27 protein-coding genes and 3 tRNA genes are annotated in these 16,108 nt (G+C 63.5%); all 30 read right to left on the bottom strand.

What is annotated here, in order from left to right; genetic code table 11:
- Positions 1-188: 188 nt before the first annotated feature.
- A complete protein-coding gene (gene secY, locus IEV56_RS05820; protein ID WP_188448715.1) occupies positions 189-1,559 on the bottom strand; it encodes a preprotein translocase subunit SecY in 1,371 nt (456 codons plus the stop codon).
- 4 nt (positions 1,560-1,563) lie between these two features.
- Positions 1,564-2,001: a 50S ribosomal protein L15 gene (gene rplO, locus IEV56_RS05815; RefSeq protein ID WP_188448712.1), complete on the bottom strand. Its 438-nt coding sequence runs from the start codon at positions 1,999-2,001 to the stop codon at positions 1,564-1,566.
- 20 nt (positions 2,002-2,021) lie between these two features.
- Positions 2,022-2,204: a 50S ribosomal protein L30 gene (gene rpmD / locus IEV56_RS05810; protein ID WP_188448710.1), complete on the bottom strand. Its 183-nt coding sequence runs from the start codon at positions 2,202-2,204 to the stop codon at positions 2,022-2,024.
- Positions 2,204-2,722, bottom strand: coding sequence for a 30S ribosomal protein S5 (gene rpsE / locus IEV56_RS05805; RefSeq protein WP_188448708.1), 519 nt, complete (start codon positions 2,720-2,722; stop codon positions 2,204-2,206). The genes rpmD and rpsE overlap by 1 nt, the downstream gene beginning before the upstream one ends.
- 91 nt (positions 2,723-2,813) lie before the next feature.
- Positions 2,814-3,173: a 50S ribosomal protein L18 gene (rplR, locus tag IEV56_RS05800; RefSeq protein WP_188449359.1), complete on the bottom strand. Its 360-nt coding sequence runs from the start codon at positions 3,171-3,173 to the stop codon at positions 2,814-2,816.
- A gap of 26 nt (positions 3,174-3,199) precedes the next feature.
- Complete coding sequence (gene rplF, locus IEV56_RS05795) at positions 3,200-3,727, bottom strand: 50S ribosomal protein L6 (protein WP_188448705.1); 528 nt, start codon at positions 3,725-3,727, stop codon at positions 3,200-3,202.
- Positions 3,728-3,739: 12 nt separating this feature from the next.
- Positions 3,740-4,135 carry a 30S ribosomal protein S8 gene (gene rpsH / locus IEV56_RS05790; RefSeq protein WP_188448703.1) on the bottom strand — a complete coding sequence of 132 codons (396 nt, stop codon included), beginning with the start codon at positions 4,133-4,135 and terminating at the stop codon, positions 3,740-3,742.
- Between the two features lie 53 nt (positions 4,136-4,188).
- Positions 4,189-4,494: a 30S ribosomal protein S14 gene (gene rpsN, locus IEV56_RS05785; protein WP_188448701.1), complete on the bottom strand. Its 306-nt coding sequence runs from the start codon at positions 4,492-4,494 to the stop codon at positions 4,189-4,191.
- A 12-nt stretch (positions 4,495-4,506) separates the two neighbouring features.
- Complete coding sequence (rplE, locus tag IEV56_RS05780) at positions 4,507-5,052, bottom strand: 50S ribosomal protein L5 (RefSeq protein WP_188448699.1); 546 nt, start codon at positions 5,050-5,052, stop codon at positions 4,507-4,509.
- Between the two features lie 11 nt (positions 5,053-5,063).
- Complete coding sequence (rplX, locus tag IEV56_RS05775) at positions 5,064-5,378, bottom strand: 50S ribosomal protein L24 (RefSeq protein ID WP_188448697.1); 315 nt, start codon at positions 5,376-5,378, stop codon at positions 5,064-5,066.
- A 14-nt stretch (positions 5,379-5,392) separates the two neighbouring features.
- Complete coding sequence (gene rplN / locus IEV56_RS05770; RefSeq protein ID WP_188448695.1) at positions 5,393-5,761, bottom strand: 50S ribosomal protein L14; 369 nt, start codon at positions 5,759-5,761, stop codon at positions 5,393-5,395.
- 15 nt (positions 5,762-5,776) lie between these two features.
- Positions 5,777-6,040 carry a 30S ribosomal protein S17 gene (gene rpsQ, locus IEV56_RS05765; protein WP_188448693.1) on the bottom strand — a complete coding sequence of 88 codons (264 nt, stop codon included), beginning with the start codon at positions 6,038-6,040 and terminating at the stop codon, positions 5,777-5,779.
- Positions 6,041-6,054: 14 nt separating this feature from the next.
- Positions 6,055-6,240 (bottom strand): 50S ribosomal protein L29, encoded by a 186-nt coding sequence (gene rpmC / locus IEV56_RS05760; RefSeq protein WP_188448690.1) that lies wholly within the window; start codon positions 6,238-6,240, stop codon positions 6,055-6,057.
- Positions 6,240-6,653: a 50S ribosomal protein L16 gene (rplP, locus tag IEV56_RS05755; protein WP_188448688.1), complete on the bottom strand. Its 414-nt coding sequence runs from the start codon at positions 6,651-6,653 to the stop codon at positions 6,240-6,242. The genes rpmC and rplP overlap by 1 nt, the downstream gene beginning before the upstream one ends.
- Positions 6,654-6,658: 5 nt before the next feature.
- Positions 6,659-7,363 (bottom strand): 30S ribosomal protein S3, encoded by a 705-nt coding sequence (gene rpsC, locus IEV56_RS05750; RefSeq protein WP_188448686.1) that lies wholly within the window; start codon positions 7,361-7,363, stop codon positions 6,659-6,661.
- Between the two features lie 11 nt (positions 7,364-7,374).
- Positions 7,375-7,710 carry a 50S ribosomal protein L22 gene (gene rplV / locus IEV56_RS05745; protein ID WP_188448684.1) on the bottom strand — a complete coding sequence of 112 codons (336 nt, stop codon included), beginning with the start codon at positions 7,708-7,710 and terminating at the stop codon, positions 7,375-7,377.
- A 12-nt stretch (positions 7,711-7,722) separates the two neighbouring features.
- A complete protein-coding gene (gene rpsS / locus IEV56_RS05740) occupies positions 7,723-7,992 on the bottom strand; it encodes a 30S ribosomal protein S19 (protein ID WP_188448682.1) in 270 nt (89 codons plus the stop codon).
- Positions 7,993-7,998: 6 nt separating this feature from the next.
- Positions 7,999-8,826 carry a 50S ribosomal protein L2 gene (gene rplB / locus IEV56_RS05735; protein WP_188448680.1) on the bottom strand — a complete coding sequence of 276 codons (828 nt, stop codon included), beginning with the start codon at positions 8,824-8,826 and terminating at the stop codon, positions 7,999-8,001.
- Between the two features lie 9 nt (positions 8,827-8,835).
- Complete coding sequence (rplW, locus tag IEV56_RS05730) at positions 8,836-9,129, bottom strand: 50S ribosomal protein L23 (RefSeq protein WP_188448677.1); 294 nt, start codon at positions 9,127-9,129, stop codon at positions 8,836-8,838.
- Positions 9,126-9,728 carry a 50S ribosomal protein L4 gene (rplD, locus tag IEV56_RS05725; RefSeq protein WP_188448675.1) on the bottom strand — a complete coding sequence of 201 codons (603 nt, stop codon included), beginning with the start codon at positions 9,726-9,728 and terminating at the stop codon, positions 9,126-9,128. Before rplD ends, rplW begins: the two co-directional genes overlap by 4 nt.
- 11 nt (positions 9,729-9,739) lie before the next feature.
- Positions 9,740-10,390, bottom strand: a complete 651-nt coding sequence (gene rplC / locus IEV56_RS05720; protein ID WP_188448673.1) for a 50S ribosomal protein L3 — start codon at positions 10,388-10,390, stop codon at positions 9,740-9,742.
- Between the two features lie 8 nt (positions 10,391-10,398).
- Positions 10,399-10,710 carry a 30S ribosomal protein S10 gene (gene rpsJ, locus IEV56_RS05715; protein WP_188448671.1) on the bottom strand — a complete coding sequence of 104 codons (312 nt, stop codon included), beginning with the start codon at positions 10,708-10,710 and terminating at the stop codon, positions 10,399-10,401.
- A 240-nt stretch (positions 10,711-10,950) separates the two neighbouring features.
- Positions 10,951-12,141, bottom strand: a complete 1,191-nt coding sequence (gene tuf / locus IEV56_RS05710) for an elongation factor Tu (RefSeq protein ID WP_188448669.1) — start codon at positions 12,139-12,141, stop codon at positions 10,951-10,953.
- 62 nt (positions 12,142-12,203) lie between these two features.
- A tRNA-Thr gene (locus IEV56_RS05705) sits at positions 12,204-12,279 on the bottom strand.
- Between the two features lie 43 nt (positions 12,280-12,322).
- Positions 12,323-12,396, bottom strand: a tRNA-Gly gene (locus tag IEV56_RS05700).
- Positions 12,397-12,429: 33 nt separating this feature from the next.
- Positions 12,430-12,515 (bottom strand) — tRNA-Tyr (locus IEV56_RS05695).
- 56 nt (positions 12,516-12,571) lie between these two features.
- Entirely contained in the window at positions 12,572-13,663 is a 1,092-nt protein-coding gene (ychF, locus tag IEV56_RS05690) for a redox-regulated ATPase YchF (RefSeq protein ID WP_188448667.1), read from the bottom strand.
- A 34-nt stretch (positions 13,664-13,697) separates the two neighbouring features.
- Positions 13,698-14,282, bottom strand: a complete 585-nt coding sequence (pth, locus tag IEV56_RS05685; protein WP_188448665.1) for an aminoacyl-tRNA hydrolase — start codon at positions 14,280-14,282, stop codon at positions 13,698-13,700.
- Between the two features lie 48 nt (positions 14,283-14,330).
- A complete protein-coding gene (locus IEV56_RS05680) occupies positions 14,331-15,011 on the bottom strand; it encodes a 50S ribosomal protein L25/general stress protein Ctc (RefSeq protein WP_188448663.1) in 681 nt (226 codons plus the stop codon).
- Positions 15,012-15,133: 122 nt separating this feature from the next.
- Positions 15,134-16,090: a ribose-phosphate diphosphokinase gene (locus IEV56_RS05675; protein WP_188448661.1), complete on the bottom strand. Its 957-nt coding sequence runs from the start codon at positions 16,088-16,090 to the stop codon at positions 15,134-15,136.
- Between the last annotated feature and the right edge of the window lie 18 nt (positions 16,091-16,108).

The raw sequence follows: 16,108 nt of genomic DNA, 5'->3' as shown, positions 1-16,108 counted from the left end.
CCATATAAGATTCACCGCGGAGGGGAATCGAAAATTATAACAGGGCTTCGGGTTAAATGAAAGCCCGGGCGGCCGAGGCCGTCCGAACTCCGGCATGGGGAGTGTGCCCATGCTCCAGCGACAAGCTCATGCCGGACGCCCTTCCGGGCACCCGCCCCGCGCTACTCCAGCGCAGGGCATACAATCGCTTACCCGCGCGCGAAGCTGCCGCGCGAGCCGCTCTTCAAGTTGGCCTTCTTCATCAGGCCTTCGTACTGATGGGACACCAGGTGCGCCTGGATCTGCGCCGTGAAGTCCATCACCACAACCACCACGATGAGAAGGGACGTGCCGCCGAAAGCGAAAGGCACGTTGAATCCGGCGCGCATCAGCTCCGGAGTCAGGCAGACCAGCACCAGATACAGGCCGCCGATCAGGGTCAAACGGGTCAGCACGCCGTCGATGTAATCGGCGGTGGCCTTGCCGGGACGGATGCCCGGAACCAGGGCGCCCGACTTCTTCAGGTTATCCGCGGTTTCCTGGGAGTTGAACACCAGGGCGGTGTAGAAGAAGGCGAAGCCGAGAATCAAGGCGCCGTATAATAGCATATGCAGCGGCTCGTTGGGCGCCAGCGCCTGCGAAATCGACTGCAGGCCGCGGAACAATGCGCCGCGCCAGCCCTCGGCCTGGGCCGAATCGGCGCTCATCCAGGTCGAAATGGTGGCCGGGAAGAGAATCAGGCTGGAGGCGAAGATGGCCGGAATCACACCGGACATGTTCAGCTTCAACGGCAGATGCGAGCTCTGGTTCATGTAGGCCTGACGACCGCCTTGGCGGCGGGCGTAGTTCACGGTGATGCGGCGTTGGCCGCGCTCCATGAACACCACGAAATAGGTGACGCCCAGCACCAGCGCGATGATCACGAAAATCGAGAACACGCTGATGTCGCCGCTGGAGACCTGCTGCAGGGTGCCGATGACGGCTGACGGCAGGCCGGCCACGATGCCGGCGAAAATGATCAGCGACACGCCGTTGCCGATGCCGCGCTCGGTGATCTGCTCGCCCAGCCACATCAGGAACAGGGTGCCGGCGGTCAGCGAGACCACGGCGGTGATGGTGAAACTCAGGCCTGGGGTATATACCGCGCCCGGTTGCGCCTGCAGCCAGCTCACGATGCCGAAGCTCTGGAAGATGGCCAGCGGGATGGCGCCGACACGCGAATACTGGGTCAGCTTGCGCCGGCCGGCCTCGCCTTCCTTCTTCAGCGCCTTCCAAGGCTCGTACATCTGGCCCATCAACTGCACGATGATGGAGGCCGAGATGTACGGCACCACGTTCAGCGCAAGCAGGCTGAAACGGTGCAAGGCGCCGCCCGAGAACATGTTGAACATGTCCACGATGGTGCCCTGCTGCGCTTCCATCAAGGCTAGCATGGCCTGCGGGTTGACGCCCGGTACCGGGATGTAGCTGCCGATCCGGAATACGATCAGCGCCAGGACCACGAACAGGAGACGCTGGCGGAGCTCGGTGAATTTACCGAGACCGCCGAACAGGGATGCCGCCGAACTTGCTTGGGACAAGGGATTACTCCGTTACCGAACCGCCGGCGGCTTCGATGGCGGCTTTGGCGCCTTCGGTGGCCAGGATGCCTTTCAGCACGAACTTCTTGCTGACTTCGCCCTTCTTGACGATCTTGGCCTGCTTGGCCTTGGCCGGCACCAGCTTGGCGGCGCGCAGCACGGCGAAATCGACTTCGGCGACGTCCAGCTTGTCCAGCTGGTACAGCAGCACTTCGGCGGTGTCGTTCTTCAGCTTGGAGCGGAAGCCGACCTTCGGCAGGCGCTTCTTGAGCGGCATCTGGCCGCCTTCGAAACCCGGCTTGATCTTGCCTTTACCGGTGCGGGCGTAGGAACCTTTATGGCCGCGGCCGGCGGTCTTGCCGAGGCCGGAGCCGATGCCGCGACCGACGCGGACGCGTTCTTTACGGGCGCCCGGTGCGGGAGACAGGGTGTTCAATTGCATATTGTTTCTCCTAGGCCCGATTACGATTCGACGCGGACGAGGTAGTGCAGCTGATTGATCAGGCCGCGCACCGAGGGGGAATCCTTCAGTTCACGGACGTCGTTGAGCTTGTTCAGGCCCAGCGCCTTGACCGACAGACGGTGGCGCTGCTGGCAGCCGCGCAGGCCTTTGACCAGGCGGACTTTGACGGTTTTCTCGGACATTAGACGATCTCCTCGACTTTCTTGCCGCGCTTGGCCGCGATGCGGGCCGGCGACTGGATGGAGGTCAGGCCTTTGACGGTGGCGCGAACCAGGTTGATCGGGTTGCGGGAACCGATGGCCTTGGCCAGCACGTCCTTCACGCCGACCGCTTCGAACACGGCGCGCATGGCGCCGCCGGCGATCACGCCGGTACCTTCGGAGGCCGGCTGCATGAACACGCGGGCCGCGCCGTGGCCGGACTTGACCGGGTGCCACAGGGTGCCCTGGTTCAGGTCGACGCTGATCATGGTCTTGCGGGCTTGGTCCATCGACTTCTGGATGGCGACCGGGACTTCACGGGCCTTGCCGTAACCGAAACCGATCTTGCCGGCGCCGTCGCCGACCACGGTCAGCGCGGTGAAGGTGAACTGGCGGCCGCCCTTGACGGTCTTGGACACCCGGTTGACGGCGACCAGCTTCTCGATGAAGCCGTCGTCGTTCTCGTTGTTGCGATTGCGATCGCGTTCGTTGCTGCTCATGTGAGCTCCTAATCAGTGTGTAGATTGTACGGCTTGGCCGCTTAGAGTTGTATGTGACGTGGCGGCGGCTCGCGCCGCCGCCGGATACTGCTTAGAATTGTAGGCCGCCTTCGCGGGCCGCTTCGGCCAAGGCCTTGATGCGGCCGTGGTAGCGGTAACCGGAACGGTCGAACGCGACGCGTTCCACGCCGGCGGCACGGGCCTTCTCGGCGATCGCGCGGCCGACCTTGGCCGCGGCGTCCTTGTTCTTGCAGCTGGCCAGGCCGTCCTTGACGTCGGACTGCACGGTCGAGGCCGAAGCCAGCACCTTGGAGCCGTCGGCGGTGAACACCTGGGCGTAGATGTGCTGTCCGGAACGCAGGACCGACAGACGGGCCACACCCAGGTCGCGGATGTGGGAACGGGTGGTTTTGGCGCGGCGCAGGCGGGCGATGTTCTTTTTCATGGTAATGACCTCGAGGATGCGGAAGAGCCCGATTAGGCCTTCTTGGCTTCCTTCATAATGATTTTCTCGCCGGCGTACCGGATGCCCTTGCCCTTGTACGGTTCGGGTTTGCGGTAAGCGCGGATCTTGGCGGCGACTTCGCCGATCAGCTGCTTGTCGGCGCCCGAAATCAGGATTTCGGTCTGCGACGGGGTGCTGATGGTGATGCCGGCCGGCGCGGTGAACACGACCGGATGCGAGAAGCCCAGGCTCAGGTTCAAGTTGTTGCCTTCGACGGCGGCGCGGTAACCCACGCCGACCAGCTCCAGCTTGCGGGTGAAGCCTTCCGACACGCCGGTGGCCATGTTGGACAGGATGGCGCGCAGGGTGCCGGTCAGGGCGATGCTTTCATCGTTGGCCGGGGTCAGCAGGGCCTGGCCGTTCTCGACGGCGACGCCGACGTTGTCCGGCTTGGCGATGCTCAGGGTGCCTTTCGGGCCCTTCAGGGTGATCTTGCCGTCGGCGACGTTGAGTTCAACGCCCTTGGCGAGGGTAATCGGCTTTTTGGCGACGCGGGACATGGTGCGTTCTCCTTAGGCCACGAGGCAGATGACTTCGCCGCCGACGCCCGCGCTGCGGGCCTGGCGATCGGTCATCAGACCTTTCGAGGTGGAAATGATGGCGACGCCGAGACCGCCGAGCACGTTCGGCAGGTCTTCCTTGCCGCGGTACTGGCGCAGGCCCGAGCGGGAAACGCGCTCGAGGCGCTCGATGACCGGACGGCCTTCGTAGTATTTCAGCGCGATTTCGAGCTTGGCGGCGGCTTTCTCGCCGGTCACCCGGAAGTCGCCGATGTAGCCTTCGGCCTTGAGGACGTCGGCGATGGCGAGCTTCATTTTCGAGGCAGGCATCGAAACCTGGGGTTTGCCGACGGCCAGCGCGTTCTTGATGCGCACCAGCATGTCGGCGATTGGATCAGTCATGCTCATTGGATGTATCCTTGTGAATTAAAGCATCGATATCCGCGATCTTTCGATTGCGATTACCAGCTGGCCTTGCGCAGGCCGGGGACGTCGCCACGCATGGTGGCTTCGCGCAGTTTGTTGCGGCCGAGGCCGAACTTGTTGTACACGCCGCGCGGGCGGCCGGTCAGTTCGCAGCGGCTGGTGACGCGGGCCGGCGACGAGTCGCGCGGCAGCTTCTGCAGCTTGATGACCGCCGCTTCCTTCTCTTCGTAGGACGCGGTGGTGCTGGCGATGATCTTCTTCAGATCGGCGCGCTTGCCGGCGTATTTGGCGACGAGCTTCTTCCGCTTGATGTCGCGGTTAATCATTGACGATTTGGCCATGAGTGCCTCGGATCAGTTGCGGAAGGGGAAACCGAAGGCTTCGAGCAGCGCCTTGGCTTCTTCGTTGGTTTTGGCGGTGGTGGTCACGGCGATATCCATGCCGCGCATCGCGTCGACGGCGTCGAAGTCGATTTCCGGGAAGATGATCTGTTCCTTGATGCCCATGTTGTAGTTGCCACGGCCATCGAAGGAACGGCCATTCACGCCACGGAAGTCGCGCACGCGCGGCAACGAGATGTTGATGAACCGGTCCAAAAACTCGAACATTTTAGCACGGCGCAGGGTGACCTTGCAGCCGATCGGCCAACCGTCGCGGATCTTGAAGCTGGCCACCGAGACGCGGGCGTTGGTGACGATCGGCTTCTGGCCCGAGATCTTGGCCATGTCGGCCACGGCGTTCTCCAGCACCTTCTTGTTGCCGACGGCCTCGCCCACGCCCATGTTCAGGGTGATCTTGGACAGGCGCGGCACTTCGTTGACGTTCTTGTAGCCGAACTTCTCGATCAGCTTCGGCACGACCACGTCTTTGTACATTTTTTCCAAACGCGTATTGCTCATGTCATCATTCCTCAGGCGTCGACCGCCTCACCGCTCGAGCGGAACACACGCAGTTTGCGTCCATCCTCGAGCACTTTGAAACCAACGCGGTCGCCCTTGCCCGAAACCGGGTTCAGCAGCATGACGTTGGAGATGTGGATCGGCGCTTCGCGCTCGACGATGCCGCCGGCCTGACCGGTCTGCGGGTTGGCTTTGGTGTGGCGCTTGACGATGTGGACGTTCTGCACGACGACCTTGTCGCCGGCCACGCGCACCACTTCGCCCTTCTTGCCTTTGTCGGCGCCGGCGATCACGATCACCTGGTCGCCTTTACGGATACGGTTCATAGTCTTTCCTTCGCTCAGAGCACTTCAGGGGCCAGCGAGACGATCTTCATGAACTTCTCGGTGCGCAGTTCACGGGTCACGGGTCCGAAGATACGGGTGCCGATCGGCTCCTGCTTGTTGTTCAGCAGCACGGCCGCGTTGCCGTCGAAACGGATCAGCGAGCCGTCGCCGCGGCGCACGCCGGAACGGGTGCGGACCACGACGGCGTCGTAGACTTCGCCCTTCTTGACCTTGCCGCGCGGGATGGCGTCCTTGACGGTGACTTTGATGATGTCGCCGATGTGGGCGTAACGGCGCTTGGAGCCGCCCAGCACCTTGATGCACATCATTTCCTTGGCGCCGGAGTTGTCGGCGGCTTCGAGGTAGCTTTGTACCTGGATCATACTCGGTCTCCTCGCTTATTCGGCGGCACGGGTGATCACTTCGACCACCTGCCAGTTCTTGGTTTTGGACATGGGGCGGCACTCGGCCACGCGCACGAGATCGCCTTCGTTGCAGGCGTTGTTCTCGTCATGGGCGTGCAGCTTGGTGGAGCGGCGCAGGTACTTGCCGTAAAGGGCATGCTTGACCTGGCGCTCGACGAGTACCGTTACCGTTTTATTCATTTTGTTGCTGACAACGCGTCCTTCGACGGTGCGCAACTGCTTAGTCTTCTCGGTCATGGTAAAGGCCCTGTTTACTTGGTGTTCGCCAGCAGCATGTTGACGCGCGCGATCTCGCGGCGGACACGGCTGATGTCGTGGGTTTTGGCGAGCTGGCCGGTGGCCTTCTGCATGCGCAGGGAGAATTGCTCCTTGTGCAGGTCGAGCAGATGGGCCTTGAGGTCAGCCGCGGATTTCTGACGCAGTTCTTTGAGTTCCATTAGCGCACCGTCCGGACCACGAAGGTGGTCTGTACTGAGAGTTTGGCGGCAGCCAGGCGGAACGCTTCGCGCGCCGTGGCTTCGGGGATGCCTTCGATTTCATACAGCATGCGGCCGGGCTGGATCGGGGCGACCCAGTACTCGACGTTGCCCTTGCCGGCGCCCATGCGGACCTCGATCGGCTTCTTGGTGATCGGCTTGTCCGGGAACACGCGGATCCAGAGCTTGCCGCCGCGCTTGACGTAGCGGCTCACCGTACGGCGGGCGGCTTCGATCTGGCGGGCGGTCAGGGCGCCGTGGGTGGTCGCCTTCAGGCCGTATTCGCCGAAGCTGACGGCCGAGGCGTTCCAGCTCAGGCCGTCGTTGCGGCCCTTGAACTGCTTGCGGTATTTCGTGCGTTTGGGTTGCAACATGTCAATTACCTCGCTTCACGGGCAGGACGCGAAGAGCGCTGCGGGGCGGCGTCTTCCACTTTCTCCTGGCCAACCTGGCTGAAGTCGAACACTTCGCCCTTGTAGATCCAGACCTTGACGCCGATGATGCCGTAGGTGGTCGAGGCTTCGGCGGTGCCGTAGTCGATGTCGGCGCGCAGGGTGTGCAGCGGCACGCGGCCTTCGCGGTACCATTCCGAGCGGGCGATTTCGGCGCCGTTCAGACGGCCGCCGACGTTGACCTTGATGCCGAGCGCGCCGAGGCGCATCGCGTTGCCGACGGCGCGCTTCATGGCGCGGCGGAACATGATGCGGCGTTCGAGCTGCTGGGCGATCGATTCGGCGACCAGCTGGGCGTCGAGCTCGGGCTTGCGGACTTCGGCCACGTTGATGTGCGCCGGAACGCCCATCACGTCGGAGACTTCCTTCTTCAGCTTCTCGATGTCCTCGCCGCGCTTGCCGATCACCACGCCCGGACGGGCGGTGTGGATGGTGACGCGGGCGGTCTTGGCCGGACGCTCGATGGTGATCTTGGAGATGCCGGCTTGGGCCAGCTTCTTGCGCAGCATGGCGCGCACCTTGAGGTCGGCGACCAGGAACTGGCCGTATTCGCCCTTCTTGGCGAACCATTTGGAATTCCAGTCCTTGGCGATGCCGAGGCGGATACCGGTAGGATGAACTTTATGACCCATCGTGACTGCCCTTAACCTTTTTTGCCGGAGCCCACCACCACGGTGATGTGGCTGGTGCGCTTGGAGATGCGAGTGCCGCGGCCTTTGGCGCGGGCCATGAAGCGTTTCAGGATCGGACCTTCGTCGACCATGATGGTGGCGACTTTCAGTTCGTCGACGTCGGCGCCGTCATTGTTCTCGGCGTTGGCGGTCGCGGACCACAGCACCTTGTAGATGATGTGGGCGGCTTTCTTGTCGCTGAACTTCAGCAGGTCGAGGGCGCGGGAGACCGGAAGGCCGCGGACCTGGTCGGCGACCAGGCGGGCTTTCTGCGGCGAAATGCGGGAGGAACGGAGAATGGCTTTCATGATTCGTTTCCCTTATTTGCCGGACTTCTTGTCGCCGCCGTGACCCTTGAAGGTACGGGTCAGCGCGAATTCGCCCAGTTTGTGACCAACCATGTTCTCGTTCACCAGAACGGGGACGTGCACCTTGCCGTTGTGCACGGCGATGGTGAAGCCCACCATTTCGGGGAGGACCATGGAACGACGCGACCAAGTCTTGATCGGCTTCTTGCTGCTGCCCGCGGTTTCCACCTTTTTGATCAGGTGGTGATCAACGAACGGGCCTTTCTTTAATGAACGTGCCATTGCCTATCAACCTCTGCGATCGCGCACGATGAACTTCTGGGTGCGCTTGTTCTTACGGGTTTTGTAACCCTTGGCCGGAGTGCCCCACGGGGAGACCGGATGCGGATTACCCTGACCGGCTTTCGCCTCACCACCGCCGTGCGGGTGGTCGACCGGGTTCATGGCCGCGCCGCGGACGGTCGGCTTGACGCCACGCCAGCGGGCGGCACCGGCTTTACCCAGTTTTTCCAGGCTGTGCTCGACGTTGCCGACTTCACCGATGGTGGCGTAGCAGTCGACCGGCACCTTGCGCATCTCGCCGGAGCGCAGACGCAGGGTGGCGTAGCCGCCTTCGCGGGTGATCAGCTGGGCGCCGGCGCCTGCGGCGCGGGCCAGCTGGGCGCCCTTGCCCGGCTTCATTTCGATGCAATGCACGGTCGAACCGATCGGCATGTTGCGCAGCGGCAAGGCATTACCGGCCTTGATCGGGGCGTCTTTGCCGGCGATCAGCTGGTCGCCGGCCTGCAGACCCTTCGGCGCGATGATGTAACGGCGTTCGCCGTCGACATAGCACAGCAGCGCGATGTGGGCGGTGCGGTTCGGGTCGTATTCGATGCGTTCGACGCGGGCGGGGATGCCTTCCTTGTCGCGCTTGAAGTCGATGATCCGGTAGGCCTGCTTGTGGCCGCCGCCGATGTGGCGGGTGGTGATGCGGCCGTGGTTGTTGCGGCCGCCGGTCTTCGATTTCTTCTCGGTCAGCGATTCCAGCGGGCCGCCCTTGTGCAGGCCGGCGGTGGACACGCGCACCATGGTGCGGCGGCCGGGAGAAGTCGGTTTAAATGTCATCAATGCCATGGGTCAACCTCAGGCTTTTGCCATTACGTCGATCGACTGGCCTTCGGCCAGGCGAACGTAAGCTTTGCGCCAGTCGCCGCGGCGGCCGGCACGGTTGCGGAAGGACTTGTTCTTGCCCTTCACGTTCAACACGTTGACCGACTCGACGGTGACGCTGAACAACGACTCGACGGCGGACTTGACGTCGGCCTTGGTCGCGTCGCGGGCCACTTCGAACACGTACTGGTTGTCTTCTTGGATCCGGGCGGTCTTTTCGGACACGCGCGGGGCGCGGATTACTTGCAGCAGTTTGGCGTTGCTCATGCCAGCCACTCCTCTACTTTCTTGACGGCGTCGGCGGTCATGACCACGCGCTCGGCACCGACCAGCACGGCCGGATCGAGGCCCTGCACGTCGCGGATCTGGACGTACGGGATGTTGCGGGCGGCCAGATACAGGTTCTCGGAGCCGCTTTCGGTCACGATCAGCGGACGGCCGGCGTTCAGCTCGTCCAGCTTGGCAATCAGGGCCTTGGTCTTCGGCTCGGACACGTCGATGGCGTCGACCACGGTCAGACGCGACTGGCGGTTGAGCTCCGACAGGATCACGCTGATGGCGGCGCGGTACATCTTCTTGTTGACCTTCTGCTCGAAGCTGCGCGGCTTCGCGGCGAAGGTGACGCCGCCGCCGACGAAGATCGGAGCGCGGTAGTCGCCGTGACGCGCGCCGCCGCCCTTCTGCTTCTTGAACTTCTTGGTGGTGCCGGACACTTCGGCGCGCGACAGCTGCGCCTTGGTGCCGGCGCGGCCGGCGTTGCGGAAGGCAACGACGACTTGGTGCACCAGGTCGCGGTTGAATTCGCGGCCGAACACGGCGTCGGAAACCGACAGCGCCTGGCCACTACCTAATACTGAGAGTTCCATTGATCTGCTCCTCAACCCTTGGTGCCGGGACGGACGATGACGTCGCCGCCGGGCGCGCCCGGGACTGCGCCGCGCACGGCGATCAGGCCGCGGTCGGCATCGACCTTGATGACTTCAAGGTTCTGCGTGCTCTGGTTCACGGCACCCATGTGGCCGGACATCTTCTTGCCCGGGAAAACGCGACCCGGGGTCTGGCGCTGGCCGATCGAACCGGGCGAGCGGTGCGACAGCGAGTTACCGTGGGTGGCGTCGCCCATCTTGAAGTTGTGGCGCTTGATGGTGCCCTGGAAGCCCTTACCCTTGGTCACGCCCTGAACGTCGACGATCTGGCCGACGGCGAAGATGTCGGCTTTGATTTCGCCGCCCACTTCGAAGTTGCCCAGGTCTTTGGCGTCGACGCGGAATTCCCACAGACCGCGGCCGGATTCCACCTTGGCCTTGGCGTAGTGGCCGGTCAGCGGCTTGCTGATCAGCGACGCGCGCTTGGCGCCGGCGGTCACCTGCACGGCGGAGTAGCCGTCGGTTTCCGGGGTCTTGATCTGGGTGATGCGGTTCGGGGTGGCTTCGATCAGGGTAACCGGCACGGAGCGGCCGTCGTCGGTGAAGACGCGGGTCATGCCGGCCTTGCGGCCAACCAGTCCAATATTGTATTTGACGGTCATGTCCTACCTCAGCTCAGCTTGATCTGGACATCGACGCCGGCGGCGAGCTCGAGCTTCATGAGCGCGTCGACGGTCTTGTCGTTCGGGTCAACGATATCCAGCACGCGCTTGTGGGTGCGGGTTTCGTATTGGTCGCGCGCGTCTTTGTCGACGTGCGGCGAGACGAGGATGGTGTAACGCTCGATCTTGGTCGGCAGCGGAATCGGGCCGCGCACTTGGGCGCCGGTACGTTTCGCGGTTTCGACGATCTCGCTGGCCGAACGGTCGATCAGGCGATGATCGTACGCTTTCAGCCGGATTCGGATTTTTTGATCCGCCATGGCGAATTCCTTCAGTTATAAAGAGCGACAGGGACGGGAACACGGACGGTCCCGACCCCCTAGAAAAAACTCAGCGGATCTATCCTGATCCACTGAGCCGTAAATTGTAATACGGGCGCAAGCTGTCTGTCAACAGCGTGACCCCGTATCTTTACCCGTCCTGGGCGCGAACACGAGGTACGTCCTTGTCCTCATTTCGCATGTGTTCAGCCGGCCGGAGCCGGCTGAGGGCGTAACGGATTACTTGATGATCTTGGCCACCACGCCGGCGCCGACGGTACGGCCGCCTTCGCGGATCGCGAAGCGCAGGCCTTCCGACATCGCGATCGGGGCGATCAGGCTCACCACCATCTTCACGTTGTCGCCCGGCATCACCATCTCCACGCCTTCCGGCAACTGGCAGGCGCCGGTCACGTCGGTGGTGCGGAAGTAGAACTGCGGACGGTAGCCCTTGAAGAACGGGGTGTGACGGCCGCCTTCGTCCTTGCTCAGCACGTACACTTCGGCTTCGAAGTCGGTGTGCGGCGAGATCGAACCCGGCTTGCACAGCACTTGGCCGCGCTCCACGTCGTCACGCTTGGTGCCGCGCAGCAGCAGACCGGCGTTGTCGCCCGCCTGACCCTGGTCCAGCAGCTTGCGGAACATTTCCACGCCGGTCACGGTGGTCTTCTGGGTCGGACGGATGCCGACGATTTCGATTTCGTCGCCGACCTTGATGATGCCCGATTCGATACGGCCGGTCACCACGGTACCGCGGCCCGAAATCGAGAACACGTCTTCCACCGGCATCAGGAACGGCTTGTCGATGTCGCGCTGCGGTTCCGGAATCCAGGTGTCCAGCGCGTCAACCAGCTTGATGATCGACGGCACGCCGATGTCCGACTGGTCGCCTTCCAGCGCCGAACGCGCCGAACCGGTGATGATCGGGGTGTCGTCGCCCGGGAAATCGTACTTGCTCAGCAGGTCGCGCACTTCCATCTCGACCAGTTCCAGCAGCTCGGCGTCGTCCACCAGGTCGGCCTTGTTCAGGTAGACCACGATGTACGGCACGCCCACCTGGCGGGCCAACAGGATGTGTTCGCGGGTCTGCGGCATCGGGCCGTCGGCGGCCGAGCACACCAGAATCGCGCCGTCCATCTGGGCGGCACCGGTGATCATGTTCTTCACGTAGTCGGCGTGGCCCGGGCAGTCGACGTGCGCGTAGTGGCGGGTCGGCGACTCGTATTCCACGTGCGCGGTCGAAATCGTGATGCCGCGAGCCTTCTCTTCCGGCGCCGCGTCAATCGCGTCATAGGCCTTGAACTCGCCGCCGAAACGCTCAGCGCCCACCTTGGTCAGCGCCGCCGTCAGAGTGGTCTTGCCATGGTCCACGTGGCCGATGGTGCCCACGTTCACGTGGGGCTTGGTACGTTCGAACTTACCTTTTGCCATGATGATCTCTCAAGCAGTTTGTGGGGGTTAAAGGCCAATCCGGGACCGGACCGGTTCACAGCTGGTGCTCACGAAAGGAATCGAACCTTCGACCTCTTCCTTACCAAGGAAGTGCTCTACCGACTGAGCTACGTGAGCGATGCAACTAAACTCTCAAAACTTTACAACGGCGTCGGTTCAATGGAGCGGGAGACGGGAATCGAACCCGCATGATCAGCTTGGAAGGCTGAGGTTCTACCATTGAACTACTCCCGCTTCGTGAAGCTAAAGCCGGCGACGCTTGCAACTTGGTGGAGGGAGGTGGATTCGAACCACCGAAGGCGTAAGCCAGCAGATTTACAGTCTGCCCCCGTTGGCCGCTTGGGTATCCCTCCGAAGTGAGCCCGTAATTTTCGCCCGACTCCCGGACTTTGTCAACGCCTAAATGCAATCAGACGTTGAAACGGAAGTGCAGCACGTCCCCTTCCTGGACGATATAGTCCTTGCCCTCGAGCCGTAGACGCCCGGCTTCCTTGGCCCCGGCCTCGCCCCGGTACTTGATGAAGTCGTCGAACGCGATGGTTTCGGCGCGGATGAAGCCCTTCTCGAAGTCGGTGTGGATGACCGCGGCGGCCTGCGGGGCGGTGGCGCCCTTGTGCACCTGCCAAGCCCGCACCTCCTTGACCCCGGCGGTGAAATAGGTCTGCATGCCCAGCAGGGCGTAACCGGCGCGGATGACCCGGTTCAAACCGGGCTCGTCGAGGCCCAGATCGGCCAGGAACTCCAGGCGCTCGTCGTCTTCCAGCTGCGACAGCTCCTCCTCGATGGCGGCGCAGACCGGCACCACCTGGGCGCCCTCGCCTTCGGCGCGGGCGCGGACCTTGTCCAGGTGCGGGTTGCCGGTGAAGCCGTCCTCGAGCACGTTGGCCACGTACATCACCGGCTTCAGGGTCAGCAGGAACAGGTCGCGGACCTGGGCCTTATCCTCGGCCGACAGACCCAGGGCGCGGGCCGGGCGGCCTTGGTCGAGACCGTCGCGCAGGCGCGCCAGCACCTCTTTACGCACCATGGCGTCCTTGTTGCCGGTCTTGGCCTCGCGTTCGGCACGGTTCAGCGCCTTTTCCACCGAATCCAGGTCGGCCAGGGCCAGCTCGGTGTCGATGGTCTCGATGTCGGAAATCGGGTCGACCCGGCCGGCCACGTGCACGATATCGGTGTGCTCGAAGCAGCGCACCACGTGCGCGATGGCATCGACCTCGCGGATGTGGGCCAGGAACTTGTTGCCCAGGCCCTCGCCTTTCGAGGCGCCGGCGACCAGGCCGGCGATGTCGACGAACTCGAACGAAGTCGGGATGACCTTCTGCGGCTTGATGATCTCGGCCAGCTGGTTCAGACGCGGATCCGGCACCGGCACCACGCCGGTGTTCGGCTCGATGGTGCAGAACGGAAAGTTGGCGGCGGCGATGCCGGCCTTGGTGAGCGCGTTGAAAAGGGTCGATTTGCCGACGTTCGGCAGGCCGACGATACCGCATTTGATGCCCATGTCCGGTGTTAACCTCGTGCTGTGGGCCGGCGCGTCATTTCGGCGCCGGCGTGTGTAATTGCTTCATGGCGTCGTTGAAACGCCCGTCGATAAGCAGCGGCACCACCTGCAGCGCGGCCTCGATGCCGCGCTGGATGGAAATGCCGTCGTCCAGACCCGGGCGCCCGAGCACCCAGGGCGTGACCTTGTCTTTATGGCCGGGATGGCCGATGCCGACCCGCAACCGGTGGAATCTGCCGTGTCCGAGCTGGGCGATGGTGTCGCGCAGGCCATTCTGGCCACCATGGCCGCCATCGAACTTCAGGCGCATCACGCCGGGCGCCAAATCCAGCTCGTCATGCGCGATAAGGCATTGTTCCGGCTGTATTTTCCAGTACTGCAAGGCGGCCGATACGGCGCGCCCGGAATGGTTCATGAACGTGGTCGGCTTGAGCAGGTGGACCGCCTGGCCGGCGATGGTGACCTTGGCGGTCTCGGCCTGCAGCTTCTTCTCCAGGCCCCAGCACGCGCCACGGGCTTCGGCCAACGCGTCAATAAACCAAAACCCGGCGTTGTGCCGGGTTCGGGTGTATTCGGCGCCCGGATTGCCCAAGCCGACGAAGATACGGATAGCGTCCATACGCGGAAATCGGCCGGACCCGCGCGGGCGGATCCGGCCGGGTACGGATTACTTCTTCTTGGCGGGGGCGGCGGCCGGAGCGGCAGCGGCCTTGGCCGACTTGGTCGACGGCACTTCGCCGGCTTCCGGAGCCGCGGTTTCTTCTTCCGCGCCACGGGCGTGCTTGGCGATGACCACGGCCAGGTCGTGCTCTTTGCCGAGCTTCAGGGCCGGAATGGTGACGCCTTCCGGCAGCTTCAGGGCCGACATGTGCACGATATCGCCGGCGGTCAGGGCCGACAGGTCGACTTCGATGAATTCCGGCAGGTTGCGCGGCAGGCAGCTCACGGTCACTTCGTTCAGCTCGTGCATGACGATCACGCCGGCGGTCTTGCCGGCCGGGGATTTCTCCTGGTTCAGGAAGTGCAGCGGCACGTTGAAGCGGATGGCGGTGTTTTCATCGACGCGCTGGAAGTCCAGGTGCATGATCTGCTGCTTGAACGGGTGGCGCTGCATGTCGCGCAGCAGGACCTGCTGGGACTTGCCGTCGACGTTCAGGGTCAGGATCGAGGCGTAGAACCACTCGTTCTGGCTGGCGTGCCAGAGCGGGTTGTGTTCGATCTGGATCGATTCCGGAGCGGCGGCGCCGCCGTACACGATGGCGGGCACTTGGCCGGCGTGACGCAGGCGGCGGCTCGCACCTTTGCCTTCGTCCTTGCGGGCACTTGCATTGATTTGATGTTCGGACATGGTTTGTTACCTTTGCTGATGGACCGCCTTGCGGCGGCGGGTTCCGCCCGTTCGCGACCAAACGGGCGTCTTCGGGTTTTTGCCGACCGCATGCGGCCGGCACCTACCCGTAAAACGGAAAATCAATCGACGTACAGCGAACTGACCGACTCGCCCAAGGCGATGCGGCGGATGGTCTCGGCCAGCACTTCGGCCACGCTCAGCTGGCGGATGCGGCCGCAGGCCTTGGCCGCGTCGCTGAGCGGGATGGTGTCGGTCACCACCAGCTCGTCGAGCGACGAATTGGTGACGTTGGCGATGGCAGCGCCCGACAGCACCGGATGCGTGCAGTACGCCACCACCTTGACCGCGCCGTGCGCCTTCAGGGCGTTGGCGGCGGCGCATAGGGTGCCGGCGGTGTCGACGATGTCGTCGACCATGACGCAGGTCTTGCCGGCGACGTCGCCGATGATGTTCATCACCGTGGCCACGTTGGCACGCGGCCGGCGCTTGTCGATGATGGCCAGGTCGGCGTCGTCCAGGCGCTTGGCGATCGCGCGGGCGCGCACCACGCCGCCGACGTCCGGCGAAACCACGATCACGTTTTCGGTGCCGTGCGCGCGCCAGATGTCGGCGAGCAGCAGCGGCGAGGCGTACACGTTGTCGACCTGCATGTCGAAGAAACCCTGGATCTGCTCGGCATGCAGGTCCATGGTGATGACGCGGTCGGCGTTCACCACCGAGAACATCTTGGCGGCCACCTTGGCGGTGATCGGCACCCGCGCCGAACGCGGACGGCGGTCCTGGCGGGCGTAGCCGAAATACGGCACCACGGCAGTGACGGAATTGGCCGAGGCGCGCTTGAGCGCGTCGATCAAGGCCAGCAATTCCATCAGGTGCTCGGCGGAGGGCGCGTTGGTCGGCTGGATGACGAACACGTCCTGGGCGCGGACGTTCTCTTCGATTTCGACCTGGACTTCGCCGTCCGAGAATTTGCCGACCAGGGCCTTGCCCATGGGCATGCCTAGCTCTCGGCAGACGGCTTGCGCCAAGGGCCGGTTCGCATTACCCGAAAATACGAGCATGTTTTGCTTACTCATCGCGGACCCTTGACGCAT

It is taken from the genome of Arenimonas maotaiensis (assembly GCF_014638745.1).
Lineage (GTDB): Bacteria > Pseudomonadota > Gammaproteobacteria > Xanthomonadales > Xanthomonadaceae > Arenimonas > Arenimonas maotaiensis.
This window is presented reverse-complemented; position numbering and strand designations above follow the sequence as displayed.